The organism is Coleofasciculus sp. (assembly GCF_046565525.1).
In the GTDB taxonomy this organism is placed as follows: domain Bacteria; phylum Cyanobacteriota; class Cyanobacteriia; order Cyanobacteriales; family Coleofasciculaceae; genus Coleofasciculus.
The window spans coordinates 103,272-121,814 of record NZ_JBKHUP010000003.1; the positions used below are offsets into that span (position 1 = coordinate 103,272).

Annotated in this window: 14 protein-coding genes; 7 read left to right on the forward strand and 7 right to left on the reverse strand. The window is 45.5% G+C overall.

Annotated features, from left to right (window positions below):
* Positions 1-40: 40 nt before the first annotated feature.
* Positions 41-1,516: a glycogen synthase GlgA gene (gene glgA, locus ACLGGO_RS01785; RefSeq protein ID WP_446418059.1), complete on the reverse strand. Its 1,476-nt coding sequence runs from the start codon at positions 1,514-1,516 to the stop codon at positions 41-43.
* 179 nt (positions 1,517-1,695) lie between these two features.
* On the opposite strand from glgA, the gene ACLGGO_RS01790 reads away from it, so the two are divergent.
* Positions 1,696-2,391 (forward strand): potassium channel family protein, encoded by a 696-nt coding sequence (locus ACLGGO_RS01790; RefSeq protein ID WP_446418060.1) that lies wholly within the window; start codon positions 1,696-1,698, stop codon positions 2,389-2,391.
* A 66-nt stretch (positions 2,392-2,457) separates the two neighbouring features.
* Here the strand turns inward: ACLGGO_RS01790 and ACLGGO_RS01795 are convergent, their stop codons facing one another.
* The 4 genes from ACLGGO_RS01795 to ACLGGO_RS01810 form a co-directional block, all read right to left on the reverse strand.
* Positions 2,458-2,856 carry a type II toxin-antitoxin system death-on-curing family toxin gene (locus ACLGGO_RS01795; RefSeq protein WP_446335599.1) on the reverse strand — a complete coding sequence of 133 codons (399 nt, stop codon included), beginning with the start codon at positions 2,854-2,856 and terminating at the stop codon, positions 2,458-2,460.
* Entirely contained in the window at positions 2,843-3,214 is a 372-nt protein-coding gene (locus ACLGGO_RS01800; RefSeq protein ID WP_446335598.1) for a hypothetical protein, read from the reverse strand. Before ACLGGO_RS01800 ends, ACLGGO_RS01795 begins: the two co-directional genes overlap by 14 nt.
* Before the next feature lie 59 nt (positions 3,215-3,273).
* Positions 3,274-4,854, reverse strand: a complete 1,581-nt coding sequence (locus ACLGGO_RS01805; RefSeq protein WP_446335652.1) for a cation:proton antiporter — start codon at positions 4,852-4,854, stop codon at positions 3,274-3,276.
* A 74-nt stretch (positions 4,855-4,928) separates the two neighbouring features.
* Positions 4,929-5,306 (reverse strand): DUF1823 family protein, encoded by a 378-nt coding sequence (locus ACLGGO_RS01810; protein ID WP_446418061.1) that lies wholly within the window; start codon positions 5,304-5,306, stop codon positions 4,929-4,931.
* Positions 5,307-5,685: 379 nt separating this feature from the next.
* Here ACLGGO_RS01810 and ACLGGO_RS01815 point away from each other — a divergent pair, with 379 nt between their 5' ends.
* Complete coding sequence (locus ACLGGO_RS01815; protein ID WP_446335596.1) at positions 5,686-5,952, forward strand: hypothetical protein; 267 nt, start codon at positions 5,686-5,688, stop codon at positions 5,950-5,952.
* Positions 5,953-6,084: 132 nt separating this feature from the next.
* Here ACLGGO_RS01815 and ACLGGO_RS01820 read toward each other — a convergent pair whose 3' ends face one another.
* On the reverse strand, positions 6,085-7,737 hold the full coding sequence (locus ACLGGO_RS01820; RefSeq protein WP_446418062.1) for an alpha-amylase family glycosyl hydrolase: 1,653 nt from the start codon (positions 7,735-7,737) through the stop codon (positions 6,085-6,087).
* A 449-nt stretch (positions 7,738-8,186) separates the two neighbouring features.
* Between ACLGGO_RS01820 and ACLGGO_RS01825 the strand changes: the two genes are divergently transcribed.
* The 3 genes from ACLGGO_RS01825 to ACLGGO_RS01835 all read left to right on the forward strand — a co-directional run bounded on the left by ACLGGO_RS01825 (position 8,187) and on the right by ACLGGO_RS01835 (position 13,507).
* Positions 8,187-9,638, forward strand: a complete 1,452-nt coding sequence (locus ACLGGO_RS01825; RefSeq protein ID WP_446418063.1) for an efflux RND transporter periplasmic adaptor subunit — start codon at positions 8,187-8,189, stop codon at positions 9,636-9,638.
* Between the two features lie 209 nt (positions 9,639-9,847).
* On the forward strand, positions 9,848-13,027 hold the full coding sequence (locus ACLGGO_RS01830; protein ID WP_446418064.1) for an efflux RND transporter permease subunit: 3,180 nt from the start codon (positions 9,848-9,850) through the stop codon (positions 13,025-13,027).
* A gap of 273 nt (positions 13,028-13,300) precedes the next feature.
* Entirely contained in the window at positions 13,301-13,507 is a 207-nt protein-coding gene (locus ACLGGO_RS01835) for a hypothetical protein (protein WP_446335592.1), read from the forward strand.
* A 718-nt stretch (positions 13,508-14,225) separates the two neighbouring features.
* Here ACLGGO_RS01835 and ACLGGO_RS01840 read toward each other — a convergent pair.
* Positions 14,226-15,281, reverse strand: coding sequence for a mevalonate kinase family protein (locus tag ACLGGO_RS01840; RefSeq protein WP_446418065.1), 1,056 nt, complete (start codon positions 15,279-15,281; stop codon positions 14,226-14,228).
* Between the two features lie 699 nt (positions 15,282-15,980).
* On the opposite strand from ACLGGO_RS01840, the gene ACLGGO_RS01845 reads away from it, so the two are divergent.
* Both ACLGGO_RS01845 and ACLGGO_RS01850 read left to right on the forward strand, forming a co-directional pair.
* Positions 15,981-17,555, forward strand: coding sequence for an ammonium transporter (locus ACLGGO_RS01845; protein WP_446335590.1), 1,575 nt, complete (start codon positions 15,981-15,983; stop codon positions 17,553-17,555).
* A 151-nt stretch (positions 17,556-17,706) separates the two neighbouring features.
* On the forward strand, positions 17,707-18,540 hold the full coding sequence (locus tag ACLGGO_RS01850; RefSeq protein ID WP_446335651.1) for an SGNH/GDSL hydrolase family protein: 834 nt from the start codon (positions 17,707-17,709) through the stop codon (positions 18,538-18,540).
* The last annotated feature ends 3 nt before the right edge of the window (positions 18,541-18,543 follow it).

Genomic DNA, 18,543 nt, shown 5'->3' on the forward strand with positions numbered 1-18,543 from the left:
CATCTCTCTACCCCCACCGCTTGCACTTATTCAGCAGACCCTATTGATGTCGGATCATGTCATAAATTTTCACATACTTAGATGCCGAAGTACTCCACGAGTAATCATACGCCATACCTTGAAGTGCCAATTTACGGAACTCTTCAGGATAGTCATACCACAATCCCAACGCCCGATCCATCGCGGATTCCAACGCATAATAATCGGTGTGATTGAATACATACCCATTGCGTTTTTCCATGGGGTGAGTCGAGTCGTGATCGCGGTCAAATACAGTATTAACAAGTCCCCCCACGCTCCGCACAATTGGTACGGTTCCATACTTTAAGCCAATGATCTGAGTTAGTCCGCAGGGTTCGTAATTACTAGGCACCAGAATAAAATCTGATCCGGCATAAATCAAATGAGATAATTCTTCATTAAAGCCTAGTTCTAAATGGACATCAGGATTATCATTTAAGTAGTATTTCTCGTGCCAGAACCAGGAATTAATTGCCGCCGCTGTGGCTGAACCTAATAAAACGAATTGAGCGCCCTTGTGGAGTGAATAGTAGATGGCGTGATGGACGAGATGAACTCCTTTTTGATCATCTAAACGACCAATAAATGCCACAATCGGTTTATCGACATCCTGTAGCAGCAGCTGTTCCCGCAACGCTTTTTTATTTTTCACTTTGTCTTCAAAGGTATCTGGAGCGTAGGGATAGGGAATATAGCGGTCTTGTTCCGGATTCCAAAAAACATCGTTAATGCCGTTGAGAATCCCGGTAAACTTATCCTGATGCAAATGTAAGATATGACCTAACCCACATCCTATGGGCGTGAAACGAGCTTCCCAGGCATGATGAGAAGAAACAGTTGTAACGGCATTAGAGTACACAATACCGCCTTTCATAAAGTTTATGGCAAAGGGATTAAAATTATCTTTCAAGCGATCATCCTGAAAATAATAGGATTCCTGATTCAACCCGGTTGCCCCAAGAATCTCATTTCCCCCCATTCCTTGGTGCTTAAAGTTGTGAATGGTGTAGCATATCCGTTGATTCCCCATGCCATGATATTTGTAGATCTCAAAGAGCATGACTGGGAGTAAACCCGTCTGCCAATCGTGACAGTGGATGACATCAGGACGTTTATTACTCTGCAGTAGAAACTCTAACGTGGCTTTACAGAAGAAAGCAAACCGCACGTTATCATCATCACAACCGTAGTAGCAGCCCCGATTGAAGAAATTATCCTGGGAATGGGGTTCAATAAAGAAACAGACTCGTCCATGAACCCAACCACAATAGACGGAACAGTGAATTGCCGCACCATACCACGGTACCCATAGATTAATATAAGCATCATGGAGTCCCCAGATGTGGTCATAGCGCATATTATCGTATTTGGGCAGAATCAGCTCGACGCAATGTCCCTGAATTTCTAACTCCCGGCTTAGACCATATACCACATCCCCTAAGCCTCCGGCTTTGATCACAGGGGCGCATTCAGAGGCAACCTGGATAATGTACATTCCGCTTCCTCGCTTAATTATCCCATTTTTAAACTATGATTTTGTACCATTTTTCGTCAGCCTCTGTCATCCGCTAAACAGGGGAAGCTGGGGAAGCAATGTTCCAGAGGTGCCATGACACCTCTGGGAGCTCTTGAAGCTGGGGAAGTAAATGACAAATGACAAAGGACAAAGGAATCATGTACGTATTAATCGGCGGCGCGGGATTAGTGGGGTTGAGTTTAGCCCAGCAGTTAGTGGAATTAGGACATACGATCGCGATTATTGATACAGATCCTACAGCTTGTCGGTATGCTCGCGAACAAGTGGGGGTTATGGCATTTGAAGGGAGCGCCGTCACTACCCAAGTGCTACTCGAAGCTGGGATTCGCAAAGCCAATGCGATGGCGGCGGTGCTGCGAGATGATGCTTTGAATCTAGCAATGGTTACCTTGGCTAAACACTATGGGGTTCCCCATATTATTACTCGCATCCGCCAACGGGATTTTAAAGAGCCTCTACGCATTGCTGGCGCTCATCATATCATTAGCACCGTTGACTTAGCCGTAAATCGTATGGTCAACGCGATAGAATATCCGGAAGTGGAATCGATTATGCACTATGAACAGGGTCAGGTGGAAGTATTTAAACTTGGGATACCTGGAGAGTCGGATGTAACGGGTCGTACTGTGACTCAAGTGATTCAGGATTCTCGGTTTCCTGTCGGTTCTTTAATTATTGGCTATCAATCCCATCCTCATGCAGATTTAGTAATTCCTCATGACAATACGGTACTCGAACAAGGATCAACGATACTTGTTGTGACAAAAGCGGAACTGTTGCACCAAGTCATCAATTTTTTAGGGGTTGGTTCTAAACTTGCGCCGCTCGAATAGATTTACAAAACAGGGAATACAAGGGGAAATTATTGCTCTAATCTGTTTTTATTGCAAGTCCCTACGTTAAACTTTTAGGGATTGAATATGGTTATCGAATATGACGAAAAGTTCCTCTTTCGTTATCTTTGATTCAACCACATTCAATACCAACTGCTCAGCTTCAGGCTTGGAAAGAGTTAGTTTATAACCGTTAAGTTGAAGAAAAGTAATTGCTGCTGCTAGGGCAATCCTCTTATTGCCATCTATAAAAGCATGATTCTTGGCTAAATGATAAAGATAAGCGGCGGCTTGTTCATGAATAGTTGGATGGAGTAATTCACCAAAAAAAGTTTGCTGGGGCTGGGAAAGAGCTGATTCAAGTAAGCCCTTGTCTCTTAAACCCAGCGCCCCACCAAACCTTTCTATTAATCGTTCGTGGATAGCTATAACGGCATCTTCTGGAATAAATTCAGGATTTGGCAAGATTAGCGTACACCTCTGCCCATTCATCCTCAGTATCCATGAAAGCTTGTATAGCTCTCATCGTTAAAGAATCGGAAGTGATAGTTTGTTCCTTTGGTGGATTCAAAGTTTGTGCAGCGATTAGCTGAGAAGTATTACCGGAAACTGTTGTTCCCCTACTCCCCTTAATACGCTGCCGACGACGATGGACAGGATAGATCGCCTTATTTGGGTAACCAATAACATGATAACGACAACCCTCTATCGCCACTGCTAATGAATTTCGACGGTCAGTGATAATCTTGCTCATCCCTTTTTCACTTTTGCTGTCAAAGCAGTCTCTTTGAACATCTTGGTATTTAATTTTATATCTAGCCATACACTTACTTGTTTAACTATAACATAAAGGAGGTAAGCCTAAATTTACGCCATGCTGCACTAATCATCCTCTAATGTCAACAACTGCTCATCGATTTTTTTTATCCGCTCTTGCACCACAGCTTCAGATAGAATCCGCTTCCGCAGGGCGTCTGTTAACGCTCCTTTTTCTGCTAAGAGTAATTGCCGACGAATCGCTTCTAGTTTCGTGCGATCGCGCCGATTTTCTGGTGAGTCTTCTGAACGCTGATTATAGATTTCCCGCAAGGTTCTATCAGCCGTGGCGACTCGCAGTTGATAGGAGGCTCGCATTTCTTCATAAATCGATTTCGGTAATACCCCAGTTTTCAGGAGACTGTCTAATTCATCTTGTGCCGCTTTAGCCGTCATCAATTGAGCTTGCAGTTCCTCAATCTGCTGATAGGATTCTGAACGATAAGATAACTTCAAACGCCGTACCACCCAACGTAAACTTAGCCCCTGTCCCACCAAAGAAATTAAAACAATGCCTAAAACGATCGCAATCAGAGTTTCTCGTCCCGGCAAATCAGCAGGTAGACTCAAGGCTAGGGCGGTGGAGAGTGAGCCTTTAATATTACCGGCAAAGAGGATATGTCGCCAACGTACTGGAATTGGTTTATCAAAAAAACGCACCCAGGATAGCAAGGGATAAACAGTCAACATTCGCCCAACTTGATAGGCGATTAAGGCTAAAAAAACAGCAGGTAAGGTTTGCCACAGGGTAATCACGTTAATCTCTAAGCCAATCAGTAAGAAAATAAACGTATTAACGCCAAATCCGGCATATTCCCAGAAGCTAAATAAAGTAACTTGATTCGAGGCGGATGTCACCTGTGAATGTTCAAAGTTGCCCACAATCAGTCCCGCGATTACCACAGCAACTACACCCGACACATGCAAAACCTGTCCCGTTTGGAATGCGCCTAAAGCCAGAGCCACGGTGAGTAAAATTCCGCCCAAGGGATCTTCAGTTTTGCTCAATAACCCAATACTCAGATATCCCAACGCCGCGCCAACTAAAGCACCACCAATGAGTACGAATAAAAATTCTTGAACGACATCCAGCGCCGATAATGCCCCCGTTTCATGAATTGTCAAAATTAGACTAAATAAGACTAACGCGACATCATCGTTGAGCAGGCTTTCTCCCTCAACTAGAGTAACCAATCGGTGGGGAACCGAAACCTCTTTAAAGACAGCAATGACTAAAGCAGTATCGGTAATGGATAAAATCACACCTACTAGTGCAGCGGGTATCCAATCTATGCCTAACTCAAATTTCAATAAAACTGAGGTAATCCCCGCACAGAGTAAAACACCAGGTCCGGCGAGAAAAACAATGGGTTTAATCGTGCTGCGGAGGCGAGAAATATCGGTATTAATTGCCGCTTCAAACAGGAGAATCGGTAAAAAGAGATTAAAAATCAGCGCCGAATCCAACCCGACGCGACTGGGTAAGAGTTCCGTAATCGCTAATCCGGCTAACACTAACCCCGTAATGTAAGGAATACGGAATCGTCGCGAAATCAAAGCCACTCCTGTGGCGACTAATAACAGAATAATCAGGAAACTGACAAGTTCTGCGACATTCCCCTCACCCTCGCTGACGGGAACATTCAGGAGGATGCGATCGCTAAACCATTGCCCAAGGTTGGTTAATATTAAGCTGGTGATGCTATTCGTGATCAGTAAATTCACTCCTGGCTCAATCCCGTATCTTTCATGTAACTTAACAGCCAATTTGCAGCCGTGGCTCGACGAGTCTGTCTCGGACCAAATTCGCCGATTTTATAGCCTTTAAATCCTAACTGTTCTTTCAATAACTGTTTATTTTCCTTGGGAATCGAACGAGTTAATTTAACTGTGGCGGGACGACTCTCGATAAAGTTAGGCGGTTCCGGATAGTCCTGTTGCCATTCCGGAGGTACATTGGTACAATCCCATTGGTTTGTTTTTTGGTCATAGCGATAACCCAAATAGTGCCAGACGATTTGATTTACAGTATCATCATCTAGTTCTTCATTCAATATTTGCCAAAGGGTTTCGGTATTGAGTGGAGGAAGTTGAGGCATCAGTTTAAGAGTTTTGAGTTTTGAGTTTGTAGGGGCGGGTTTGACGACTATCGTTTTTGGGCTTACCCAGATGCGACTAAACCCGCCCCGACTTTACCCTTCGCTTTTCGGGCATAGTTTTGAGCGGCTATTTGGCGCTAGCTATTGATGATAATGTTACCTCAAAACCCGTCCTTGAGTTAAATAGTTTTGAGTGTAGAGACGCACAGGGGCGCGTCTGGTTGTGAGTTGCTCCTAAACAGAAGGCTTGGCTAACAGGACTTGTGTGTGCCTGATACCGATTTTGCCAATAAGGTAGAGTACAAAAGATGCACTAAAATTGATATATAATCATATCACCAATATTGTCTATTTTGCAAATTTGTTACTTTTCAATAAAATGGCTAACTCAGAAAATGCAATTATTGAGGATTATTTAAACTGTCGCCAGCAGGTTCTATCTGAACTATCTTCTCAGGAGTTATGGAATGCTTGCAATACTGATTCAGAACCAATTGAGGTTGAACCCACCGAACTAGAAACTATAGACTATACAAATTTATCTTCAGAAAGACAGACAGGGCGAAGCATTCGCGACGGCAATTTAGCCGTCGAACCGAAAAATCTGGGCGCGAATGCTTCTCCCCTACGAATACGAATGTTATGAATGCGTAAATTTTGGCTATCGCTAACTGCGGTTTGCTACTTTGTGTTGACAAAAATTTCAATGTTATTCATAAAAATAAGGTGGGCAATGCCCACCCTACTAAAGACGCGATCGCGGAGCGGATTGGATTCCTTACTGCCAGACAAACACTTTGGCTTCGTATCCGCCAATGTCAAGAGTTAAATTGTTATCGCGGGCTTCCACCTCATAGTTACCTGTCCATTCGTGCCAAATGCCATTCTCCGGAAAATTGGAAAGAGTATATTCAGCGAGGAAATTATCAGAAAAATTGGCAACGACAGCAACACGAGAGCCTTCACCATTCCAGCGCACATACGCCAGAACTTTGGCGTCTGCATCTTCAAAGAAGAAATTAATGTTCTCTGCATAGAGAGCCTGATTGTTTTCTCGCAGTCCGATCAACCCTTTATAGTAGTCACACAAAACGCGATTATTATCATTACTTAGTAATTGCCAATTAATCTTTCTCGATTCCATAGATTTCGGCTTATATTCCCCAAACTCTTCACCCATCCACAGTAAGGGAATACCGACTGCTGTCATTAACAAAACTACCCCTAACTTGAGCCGTTTGAAAGCTTCTTCATCAAAGATTTCCCGATTGGCTAACTCAACCATCAGGCGTTCGTGATCGTGGTTAGTTAGGTAATTTACAACATTAGTCGCTCCCAGGTAGCCTTGACGCTTACAATCAATCACATCCTTAAGAGATTCTAAATCAAACCTGTCACCACAGATATGAGGTTTGACCGTGTGATAAAAGCTATCATGCCAGCAACCATCCATCGGTCCATCAACATTGGTGATGCTGGGATTGTCGGGAATATATTCAGCAATGTTGTAAAATGGCTTTGCCTCTGCTGTTTTTTTAGTCTCTTGAACAATCCAATGCATAAATTCGTAGTTGGCAATTTGCCGCGCTGCGTCGTAACGGATGCCATCAATATGATATTCAGTGATCCAGAAACGGACAACATCTCCGATAAACTTCCGCGCTGGGTAAGTCTCTAGATTTTCGTCGTAATGTTCGTAGTTAAATTCAGGTCCCCAGTTGTTATCTGGGTCACGGGGAGCGTGATGATACCAGTAATCATGGTCAATTTGGGTGAGAGGGCTTTCCGCTTCTGAGTGATTGTAGATACCGTCCATAATCACCCGAATTCCTCTGGCATGACACTCATCGATTAGATGTTTCAATTCATCTGTCGAACCATAGCTGGACTCAGTAGCAAAGAAGTAGCGAGGATTGTACCCCCAACTGTAGTCACCGGGATATTCTTTGATAGGCATTAACTCAATGGCGTTAATTCCCAATTCCACCAGATAATCTAATTTTTCAATAACATGCTGGTAATTCCCCCGTGGATAAGCATCATCTTCGCCACCAGAAAAGTCACCGACATGCATTTCATAGATGACTAATTCATGATCAGGAGGTAGGGGTTTATCATCATGCATCCAAACGTAAGTATCGACGATGCGTTCTCCATCTTTGATCCGCACGACGCAGTTTTGAGTCGGATCTTCAATATCGGTAGCGTAGGGATCATTGACATCTACCCATTGATCGGCTTCAAAAAACCAAGAATTGGATTGAACCCGGAATTTGTATTTATAAATACCATCCTCAAGTTCAACGGATGTGCGAAAATAGCCCTGCTCATCTTTCTCCATGGGAATTTCTTGCCAATTAGAGAAAGAGCCAATCAATGAGGCTCCTTGGTTGTAAGGAGCAAACAAAGAAAATTCAATGGGAGCAGCCATTTAATTGACCCCCTTGGGGTGAAGTAAAGATTATTTAAAGATGATGCTTATCGTAAGCGGTATTTTTCAGAGATAGCTATCTAGCGGAAGATAGATCTTGCAATCTCTTGGTCATTGTTATTGCCTCTTATCGTTTTCAATTTAACGTTGATGGGTTCTAGTGCAAGAAGGCAGAAATAACGCCAAAAGCTACTATCTCCCCCAGCTAGGAGACGTTCCATGTAACGTCTCTACAACCCTAGCTCCCCGATCGCTGCACTAGGAGTCCCCCACCTCGATATACCCGACTGGAGGATATATTTTGTTCAAGTCTTAAGTAATATAAACAAGTGAGGACAGGTTTACCCTCTTGGCTGGCGGCATCTACCTGACAGTTCTCACGATCTGAACCAGCAAGTCAACGATGGACTGTCGCGTCAAATCAGAATTTCCATCATCAAAACACAATTATGGCATCCTCCGACTCCCAAACATCTATCCCTGACCCTTCCAACCAAGCGTGGGAATCCTCGGATTCCATTATCTCTGAAGCCGACCAACCCAAGGGAAAATCGTCACCCACGCCAAAATTATGGCTGGGATTGTTATTCACCGTTTTAGTGTTTGGTGGTGGTGGTTGGGCGGCGTGGCATTTTTTACGGCAAAACAACTCACCCCCAACCGCCCAGCAACCTCAGGATGTCCCCGTGAAACTGGAACAGGTGCAACCGAGTACGCTGGAAGAAAGTTCTCAGTTTGTGGGTACTTTAGAGGCAAAACAAAAGGTTGAATTACGACCCGAAGCCGCTGGTAGAATTACCCGAATTGTGGCTGCATCAGGCGATCGCGTAGAAGCTGGCGCTTTAATTTTACAACTGAAGCCGGAACGGAGTGAAGCCGAACTCAGAAGTGCGATCGCAGATGTGAATGCCCAAACCGCTACCCTGAATAATGCTCAAGCCGAAGTCAGAGCCGCCCAAGCTGATATTGCTCGTCTCAAAGCCGAAGTGGGGCGTCAAGCGGCTGAAGTGCAAAGTCGAGAAGCAGACTTAGAATTAGCGCGGGTGAACTATCAACGGGCTGAACAGTTGGTAGATCAAGGGGTTCAACCCAGACAAGAACTCGATGATAAAAAACGCGATCGCAATCAAGCCATCGCCGCCCGTGACGCCGCCGCCCAAGCCTTAGCCGCCTCTAAGGAAGCCCTGAATGTGGCACAACAACGAGTCCAAGCCGCCCAAGCCACTGAAGCCAGAGTCGCCGCTAACCTCTCCAGTGCTAGGGCGGATGTGGAAGTTAGGCAAGAGGAGTTGCAATTTAATCGCGTCGTCGCCCCGATTGATGGAGTGGTTGGGGATATTCTCGTCAAAGTGGGAGACTATGTAAATGTGGGTGATACCCTAACCACCATTACTCAAAACCAAACCTTAGACGTAGAAATCCCCATTGACGAACAGCAAAGCCAGAGGGTGCGCCAGGGACTCCCCGTTGAACTGCGAAACCAAGGCACCCCAGCAACCGAACCCCCCATTGCTACCGGGCGAATTAGCTTTATTTCACCGCAAGTGAATAGAGATTCCCAAACCCTCTTGACAAAAGCCACCTTTTCTAATCCAAATGGTCGCCTGTACGATCAGCAGAAAGTGGATGCACGAGTCATCTGGGAAAAACGCCCTGGTGTGTTAATTCCCGTCAATGCTGTATCTCGTCTAGCTGGGAAACCTTTTGTCTTTGTCGCCCAACCCCCAGAGGAAGCCAAACCGGGCGCCCCTGAACTCATCGCCCAGCAAAGACCCGTGACATTGGGTAATATTCAAGGGAATCGATACCAAGTCCTTGAAGGTATTGAACCCGGAGATAAAATCGTTGTCTCAGGTATCCTCAATTTATCCGATGGCGCTCCGATTATTCCAGATTCCTAGTCATTTGTCCTTTGTCATTCGTCCTTTGTGTTTCGTAACTATTCCTTATTTTTGGGTTCTCGGGTTTGGGTGAATATATGGGAAGAAGCATTGATGTGACAGTGACAACAGATAGTCCCCCATATATTCACCCCTACAAACCTAACCACAAATGACCAATGACCAATGACACTCCCCACCGTTAACTTTAATTGTTTCTAACCATTTAAATGTTTGTCGAATTTTTTATTAAACGACCTGTCTTTACCACTGTTTGCTCCCTGATCATCTTGTTAATCGGAGCAATTAGTATTCCCACGCTACCTGTTGCCCAATATCCCGATATTAGTCCCAAACAAGTCAGTGTCCAAGCCAACTATAACGGTGCCGATGCTCAAACCGTGGAAAATGCGGTGACGACTATCTTGGAACGGGCAATTAACGGTGTCGATGGGATGCGCTACATGACATCAAGCAGTAGCAATGATGGCACCAGTTCAATCAATATCACCTTTGAAGCCAACAAAGATCAGGATATCGCGGCGGTTGATGTCCAAAATCGCGTGTCTTTAGCTGAACCCCAATTGCCAGAATCCGTACTCCAAACCGGGGTCACGGTAAATAAGGAATCTAATAACTTCCTGATGGGATTTGGTCTGTACTCAGAAAATGGCGAGTACGATAACCTCTTTTTAAGTAACTACGCTGACCTTTATCTCGTAGACGCCCTGAAACGGGTTAATGGGGTGGGTAATGTGCGAATTTTTGGCGAACGTACTTATGCGATGCGGCTTTGGCTAGACCCGCAACGCCTTGCGAGTCGTAACCTGACGGCTCAAGATGTCGTCGATGCACTGCGGGAACAGAATCTCCAGATAGGTGCAGGGCGTATCGGTCAACCCCCAGCGCCAGAGGGACAGCAATATCAAATTGACCTGCGGGCAATTAGCCGCTTGGAAACGGTGTCGGATTTTGAAGAACTGATTGTAGCCACAGATGAAGATGGCACCCTGATTAAACTTAACGATGTGGGGCGTGTGGAATTGGGGGCGCAAAATTATGGCACATTCCTGAGATTTCGAGCAAATGAAGCCGTCGGGTTAGGAATTATTACCGTTCCCGGAAGTAACGCCCTGGATGTGGCGAAAGCCGTTAAAACAGAAATGGCGAAACTGGCGGAGGATTTCCCACCAGGAATGACTTATGATATCGGGTTTGATACCACAGATTTTGTTAATCAGTCGCTCTCGGAAGTGGTATTTACCCTGCTACAAGCGGTGGGATTGGTGGTTTTGGTTATCTTTGTTTTCTTACAGGATTGGCGCACGACTATCATTCCGGCAATTACGATTCCTGTGTCTCTCATTGGCACGTTTGCCTTTGTCAAGATTTTTGATTTTTCGATTAACAGTTTAACCCTATTTGGTTTGACCCTAGCCACGGGGATGGTGGTGGATGATGCGATTGTGGTGGTTGAAGATATCACCACAAAGATTCAACGGGGGGGGATAAAATCTCGGCAAGCGGCGATTATTTCCATGCGGGAATTGGTGGGGGCGGTAATTGCCACGTCATTGGTGTTAATGGCGGTATTTATTCCGGTGGCATTCTTTCCGGGGACAACGGGGGCATTATATCAACAATTTGCCTTAACGATCGCGTTTTCAATTGCCGTTTCCACCTTTATGGCGCTGACGTTGACCCCAACCCTTTCTGGCTTAATCTTGCGGCAAAAGCCAGAGGCGACGGGGTTTTGGGGTCACTTTTTTGATGGATTTAATTGGTTCCTGGAGGGAATGCAGCAGCGATATCGGAGACTTCTGATTATCCTGACTCGCGTGAAAACTCTGGTGATTGTGGCGTTTATTGGCTTGTTGGCACTAACGGTGTGGGTTTACGAAAGTGTCCCGTCGGCGTTTCTCCCGGATGAAGACCAAGGCTATTTTATGACCATTGTCCAAGGACCAGAGGGTTCGTCTCTCAACTACACCCATGATGTGATTGAGCAGATTGAAGATATTATTTTACCCTTGGATGAAGTGCGAGCCACGTTTGCGGTGGGGGGTTTTGGCTTTAGTGGCAATACGGCGAATAGCGCGATCGTTTTTACCACGTTGAAACCTTGGTCAGAACGGACTGATCCGTCTCAGTCAGCAGAAGCAATTATTAATAAAGTCCGTGGTGCTTTGTTTGGGATTAAAGAAGCCAGGGTATTTGCTGTGAATCCACCCTCTATTCGGGGATTGGGTAGTTTCGGCGGGTTCCAATTTCAACTCCAAGACCGCCGAGGTAATTTTAGCTTAGATAGGTTGATTGAAAATATGGGGAAATTACTGGGTGCTGGCAATCAGAATCCCCAGTTGCAGGCGGTGTTTAGTACTTATGCAGCCAATACCCCCCAGTTACAGATTGAGGTAAACCGCAATCGGGCGAAGGCGTTGGAGGTGGATATTGATGATATCTTCGAGACGTTGCAGACCTATATGGGTTCGCGCTATGTGAATGACTTTACTCTGGAACGGCGCACCTATCGGGTTTATGTCCAAGCTGACGCCCAGTTCCGCTCGAATCCTGAGGATATTAATCAACTGTATGTGAGATCCGGGCGGGATGAGATGATTCCTTTGGGGAATTTGGTTACCGTTACCCCAACGACAGGGGCGCAAACCATTAATCACTATAACTTGTTCCGGTCAATTGAAATTAATGGTTCAGCCGCGCCGGGAGTCAGTTCTGGAGACGCGATTGAAGCTATGGAACAAGTCGCCGCCCAGGTATTACCGCCGGGATTAGGCTATGAATGGTCAGGTTTATCTCTGGAAGAAATCCAGTCGGGGGGTCAAGCCACGATTATTTTTGGCTTTGGCTTGGTCTTTGTTTTCTTAGTGTTGGCGGCTCAATACGAAAGCTATATCGACCCGATTATTATTCTATTAGCAGTTCCTTTGGCTATTCTGGGGGCGCTCATGGCTCAATCTCTGCGGGGTTTGCCTAATGATGTGTACTGTCAGATTGGGTTGGTGATGCTGATTGGTTTAGCTAGTAAGAACTCGATTCTGATTGTGGAATTTGCCAACCAGCTTCGAGAGCAAGGGATGACGCTGAGAAAAGCCGCGATTGAGGCGGCGCAGCAGCGTTTGCGACCGATTCTGATGACGGCGATTTCTACGTTGTTTGGGATTTTTCCGCTTGTGATCGCGACAGGCGCAGGATCAGGAAGCCGCCGATCTCTAGGGACGGCTGTTTTCGGTGGAATGTTTGTCGCCACGTTCCTGAGTCTGTTTGTGGTTCCTATTCTCTATATTGTGATCAAGTCGGGGAGCGATCGCTTGTTTAATTCCAATGGGAAGAACCAGAAGACGTCACAGACGAAGGAGCTTGAGCCGAAACCTGAAGTAACAATTCGGTAGTATTCATTAACGTGATCAATCAGAATTCATCAAAAAATATGAACAAATGTGAGGCAATGTTAACAAAGCCATAATTTTGTTGCAAAATTTGACTTGAGAACCCCAGTTTCCCTAAGGTTTGATAAACGTAAAAGTAGAAGACACTGGGTTCTCTAGAAGACTGAAACTTAATTTTCTCATAATCTAGATCGACTGTAAAATTACTCAATTTTGGTGTTTCAGTATTTTATATCGAACCCAGATGACTACAGTTTTTGAGGTTAGGGGAAATCTATGAATATTAAGCGAATTATTTTTTCTAGCGTTATCACTGGCGTTGCTGGTGTCATATTAGGCATCGGGGTGGCTGAAATTAATCATGCAGATCAGCGACCCAATGCCATGTATCAATATGCCACTATTGGCGGTGTGATGGGATTAGCCGTTGGTGCGGGTCAACAGGCGCTGCGAGAATTAGAGCAGTTGTCAGAAGAGTCATAGAGCATCGGTTCAGTCAAATTAACCGTTACAAAAATTGCCAATTCAAGCCAGGGATTATTGAATCAAATAAATTACCATTTTTCGGCAATTTAAGTATATGAGTCGATGACTGAATGGGTGTGATCGATAATAATTTAATTCGATAAAAAAAAGAGCGATCGCGTAATAAAAAGCGCACGTCTAATAGAGGGCGCACGTCGGTCATCCGTGTCAACTTAAGCCATAACCCTTACCCATTCTAATTTTCAGCTATGGGGTTTCTGCTCCTCCGGTTATGGGAGAAGGGCGGGTTTAGTCAAGTTATCAGTTGGGTGCTCTCATGTTATCTGTAAAACCCGCCCCTACACCCCCCGCTCTAAGAGTTCTTTACCTTAAGTTGACACCAATGCACGTCGGTGCGCTTTTCTCTACTTTGACATAGAATGAAGACCTATGCACAGAAACCAAATTCAGGTTAGCCACCCCCGTTATAACTCAGTCCGCGTAGGCGGACTTTGTTTGTGTAGAAGCGATTTTAATCGCCGTGGCAAAAGCGAAGGATCAAGTCGGGGCGGGCGCGAGTCACATCTCTTGTGCAAAGGACATGATAGTAGTGAAAAGAGCCCCGACATTCAGAAAGAATGGGTTTGAGGTAACGTTATCATAAATAGCTGGCACTTGCATCACATAAACCCGCCCCTAAAAATCAGGTTTCCTGGAGCGAAGTGAAGGGTCAAGACTACTCGTGATTGGCATGAATGGTTAAAGTCAAGGGATGCATTTGGGGAAAGTCTCGCTGAATAATGCGGATAACTTTTTGTTGACTGGTCTTATCTTTAACAATAAATTGGGCAGTGCCATCGCCTTGAGAACCTACACCCTTGCCCCCTAAAATATAAGGTTGAATCGGCTCATAATTGAGCAGTTGATGCAAAACGGGAGCCGTCAATTGTTGGGAACAAGCGGGGATGAGATAGCGGTCAAATTCAGCTTGTGCCTTGGTCATCAACTGACCCAGCTTTATCGCATCGCCGACTTGTAATGCTTCAACGGCTTCTTGAGTAATTTGATAACTAATAGTGCCAAGATAGTGCTGGACATTTTTCTGCACGTTATCAGTACCAAAGGGATAACACTGATTCAGACGACTGAGAATTTCCTGGGTATTTTTACTCGCACCGAGATCAACAATGACAAAAAACAAATCCTTGGGAACGTTTAGCTCGATAATATCTGTCGATGCACCATCGAAAATCATGGCGATTGGTTGATTTCCATAAGCGCAGGCTTGATCCATACGTCCGCAGCGAGAGGGTGTGCTTGTCTCGCCCAGATAAGCGTATTCCATTTCGCCTCGCCGAGTCATCTTCAAGTCATACAAGTAATTAAAAGCGCGTGCGACTAAAACGCAAACGGCTGCACTGGAGGATAACCCTTTCTGAATGGGTAAATCGGTTTGATAGTTATCGATTTCTATGCCACCAACTTGGAAGTAGGTGAGAAAATGATAAGCAACGCCAGCCGCATAACTCCAAAACTCTCCCTTTTGTGCTTCAGCCAGGAGAACACGGCGTTCCATGGGCAACTGAATCGCGTCTGGACGAGTACCATCACTCAGGGAAGCGTGAAGAATGAAGTGGGTAGGGTGGGGCTTGACTTTGGCATAGAGTCCTTGATTGGTTCCTGTGATGATGGTGTAGCCTTTTCCAAGCTGAGGATTCAGGCGACGATACCCTCCCGCCCAATCGCTATGCTCACCAAACAGACAAAGGCGACCTGGCACAAACAGTTTCATTCATGTCCCCTATATTTATCGCGATCGCTACTAACTAGAGTACTCTGGAGGTTAACACATTGGCGCGATCGCTCTGGATCTCATGTCATTTAGAATCTCAAACTGATATGACTACCTTAGAATACCAGCCAAAAAAGCGTGGTCAATATTTTTTATTAATTAATAACTTATTGTAGAGACTTAAATTATCAGGTTTCATTCAAGTCTTAATTATCGTCAAATCAACAAGATTAGGCAAAATCAAAACGACGGTTAGCTCTCTAAGCAAAAAAAGGTCAACTCAGGATGCCAAACCTCTGACGGGTTGACCAAAGTCTTGATGGCAAAAACTCCTGGCTAGGGAGCTACCGCCATAATTTTTAAAGACCCACCGTCGAAAAAAGTATATTTTGTTACAGAACTATGGAGCCAAAAAATAGAAGATTTGAAAATTTCCTAAAGATAATGAACCCAGTTATTGAGAAGAATTGAGGCTCTTGACTATCTTGCAACTTATTTGTAGGGTTTTGTCTGAAGTAGACAAGCCAACTTGCTAAACTCCCGATTCCTTAATCAGGCAGCAAACAAAAAAAAGGTACAGAGTTCTGTCATACTCAGATACTTACCCCATCTCTAAGTCGTACTTCCAATGACTTTATTTACCGCTTCTTAGCTCAATGTTAGGATGTGTTCCACTAGAAAAACAGGAAAGAGAGCGAAATGATGTCTAGACAAACGTTCGAGAAAAGTTTCGACAGAAAAAAGTCTCCCCCAAAAACTAGACAAGTTGATTTACAAAGGTTTTCTCCAGGCTTTGGGGATTCTCCCTATTTTGACCCCTTGAAAACCATAGCTAAATCCTTTTCTCCCTACTGGCTAGCTTGTATTCCCCTCACAGCGATTATTGTCGTGGTTTGGAATACGGCAGCCGTTGCTCAAACTGAGGCGGTTGACGCCGATGCCATTGCCCAACTCCAGGGAACGTTAAACGCCATCTGGGTGTTGATTGCTGCCATTCTGGTGATCTTCATGAATGCCGGATTCGGTATGCTAGAAACCGGATTCTGTCGTCAGAAAAATGCGGTTAACATTCTCGCCAAAAACCTGATTGTCTTTGCCTTAGCCACCATTGCATTTTGGGCAATTGGGTTTTCATTCATGTTCGGTGCCGGAAATGGATTGATTGGTGTGGGTGGATTTTTCTTAACGAGTACCGATCCGGGTACTTATGGACTCGATCCATTTCCTGAAGGCTTACCCATCTCCTTGTTTTTCCTATTCCAAGCTGCCTTCGCTGGAACCGCCGCCACCATTGTTTCGGGTGCGGTTGCTGAACGGATTAGGTTTGTTGACTTTCTCGTTTTCAGTCTTCTGATCACCGGGATATCCTATCCCATCACCGGACACTGGGTTTGGGGTGGTGGCTGGCTATCAGAAATGGGCTTTTCCGACTTTGCTGGCTCAACCGTGGTTCACTCGGTTGGTGGTTGGGCGGCGTTGATGGGAGCTGCCTTTCTCGGACCGCGTGAAGGAAAATATAGAGATGGTCAAATCAATGCGATTCCCGGTCACAATATGAGTATTGCCACACTGGGATGCTTGATTCTGTGGATCGGCTGGTTTGGTTTCAACCCCGGATCAGAACTGGCTGCTACTGAAAATGTGCCGTATATTGCTGTAACCACAAACCTCGCGGCTGCGGCTGGCGGTATTTCTGCCACGATTACCTCTTGGACAAAAGATGGTAAACCTGACCTTTCGATGATTATCAACGGTATCTTAGCCGGCTTAGTTGCGATTACCGCCCCCTGTAATGCTGTTTCCTATCTCTCAGCGATCATAATTGGTCTGATTGGGGGCATTATCGTGGTTTTTGCGGTTTCCTTCTTTGACAATATCCATATCGATGACCCCGTGGGTGCGACCTCTGTCCACTTAGTTAACGGGATCTGGGGCACCATTGCTGTTGGTATCTTTACCTTCGCTGAAAATGATGCGGGTCAACCACTTGGCTTGATTTATGGGGGAGGAGTCGGTCAACTGGGTATTCAACTGTTGGGTATCCTCTGTGTAGGTGGTTTCACTGTCGTATTTAGCTCCCTTGTGTGGCTAGCTCTGAAAGCGACTTTGGGACTACGAGTACATCCGGAAGAAGAAATCCATGGTTTGGATATTAGCGAACACGGGATGGAAGCCTACAGTGGATTTGTTAAGGAATCAGACGTGTTGACCAGTAGCTCTTTTGGTAGTGTCAGTGGTAGTACGGCTGACATTCCTCGCGGATCGGAAGTTTAACGGAAGTGCTTCTAGTTAGGAAAGCTGGTTAATTGCCAATAACATCCTGTAGGGGCAATTCAGGAATTGCCCCTTTTTCATGGTTTTTATGATCGGCAAAAGTGGAATAGAACTACAATCTGATGAGAGAGCCGATGCTGAATCTAGACAAGTGTCCACAACCTCGAAAAGCTTTCCAATTTGGGCGGTTTTCTCCCTCGCTGTCAATGGCTTACTGGTGCTAGCGATCGCGGGGGTATTGCTGCGCCAATACCAAGGAGCGATCCCTTCTGCGGTTAGCCAATCTCTAGCCACTGATGCGACAAAAGAAGCAACCCCTACCCCTGTCCCCGAACTCGGACCGCGCCACCAGTTTAACTACCAGCAGTGGGTGGCGCTGCTGGAGCAAGAAGCTGAGGTGATGGTGGAGCAGAAGCCGGAGGATTTAGCCATACTGCTGGGGGATTCCATCAGTCTCTGGTTTCCCAATGAGATGCTACCCACTCAACGAACTTGGCTGAACCAGGGAATTTCTGGCGAAACGACAGCCGGATTGCTGAATCGCTTAGATGTGTTGGATCAAACCCAGCCAGATATCATCTTTTTGATGATTGGCATCAACGACATCATTCGAGGTGTCACAGATGAGACTATCTTAGCCAACCAACGGCTGATTATTCGCTACCTGCGGCGCACTCATCCCCAAGCCAAAATAATCGTTCAGTCGATTTTGCCCCATAGCGGGGATAAAGCCACCTGGGAAGGACGCGATCGCCTCCTGGAAATCCCCAACAGTCGTATTGTCGAGATTAACCAGCGATTGAAAGCGATCGCGGAGTCGGAAGATGTCATTTACCTGGATCTCTATCCCCTATTTGCCGATACTGAGGGCAATCTAAACATGGAATTGAGTACCGACGGCTTGCACCTAAATCCTCAAGGCTATTTAATTTGGCACTATGCCCTACAAGTCACAGATCAACTCGCGAGCGATGGCGGATTGTGACTG

What these genes read in the sequence shown, in the direction of transcription:
- glgA (WP_446418059.1), bottom strand. Translation starts at nt 1,516, where the DNA reads ATGTACATTATCCAGGTTGCCTCTGAATGCGCCCCTGTGATCAAAGCC.
- ACLGGO_RS01790 (WP_446418060.1), top strand. Translation starts at nt 1,696, where the DNA reads ATGTACGTATTAATCGGCGGCGCGGGATTAGTGGGGTTGAGTTTAGCC.
- ACLGGO_RS01800 (WP_446335598.1), bottom strand. Translation starts at nt 3,214, where the DNA reads ATGGCTAGATATAAAATTAAATACCAAGATGTTCAAAGAGACTGCTTT.
- ACLGGO_RS01810 (WP_446418061.1), bottom strand. Translation starts at nt 5,306, where the DNA reads ATGCCTCAACTTCCTCCACTCAATACCGAAACCCTTTGGCAAATATTG.
- ACLGGO_RS01815 (WP_446335596.1), top strand. Translation starts at nt 5,686, where the DNA reads ATGGCTAACTCAGAAAATGCAATTATTGAGGATTATTTAAACTGTCGC.
- ACLGGO_RS01820 (WP_446418062.1), bottom strand. Translation starts at nt 7,737, where the DNA reads ATGGCTGCTCCCATTGAATTTTCTTTGTTTGCTCCTTACAACCAAGGA.
- ACLGGO_RS01825 (WP_446418063.1), top strand. Translation starts at nt 8,187, where the DNA reads ATGGCATCCTCCGACTCCCAAACATCTATCCCTGACCCTTCCAACCAA.
- ACLGGO_RS01830 (WP_446418064.1), top strand. Translation starts at nt 9,848, where the DNA reads ATGTTTGTCGAATTTTTTATTAAACGACCTGTCTTTACCACTGTTTGC.
- ACLGGO_RS01835 (WP_446335592.1), top strand. Translation starts at nt 13,301, where the DNA reads ATGAATATTAAGCGAATTATTTTTTCTAGCGTTATCACTGGCGTTGCT.
- ACLGGO_RS01840 (WP_446418065.1), bottom strand. Translation starts at nt 15,281, where the DNA reads ATGAAACTGTTTGTGCCAGGTCGCCTTTGTCTGTTTGGTGAGCATAGC.
- ACLGGO_RS01845 (WP_446335590.1), top strand. Translation starts at nt 15,981, where the DNA reads ATGATGTCTAGACAAACGTTCGAGAAAAGTTTCGACAGAAAAAAGTCT.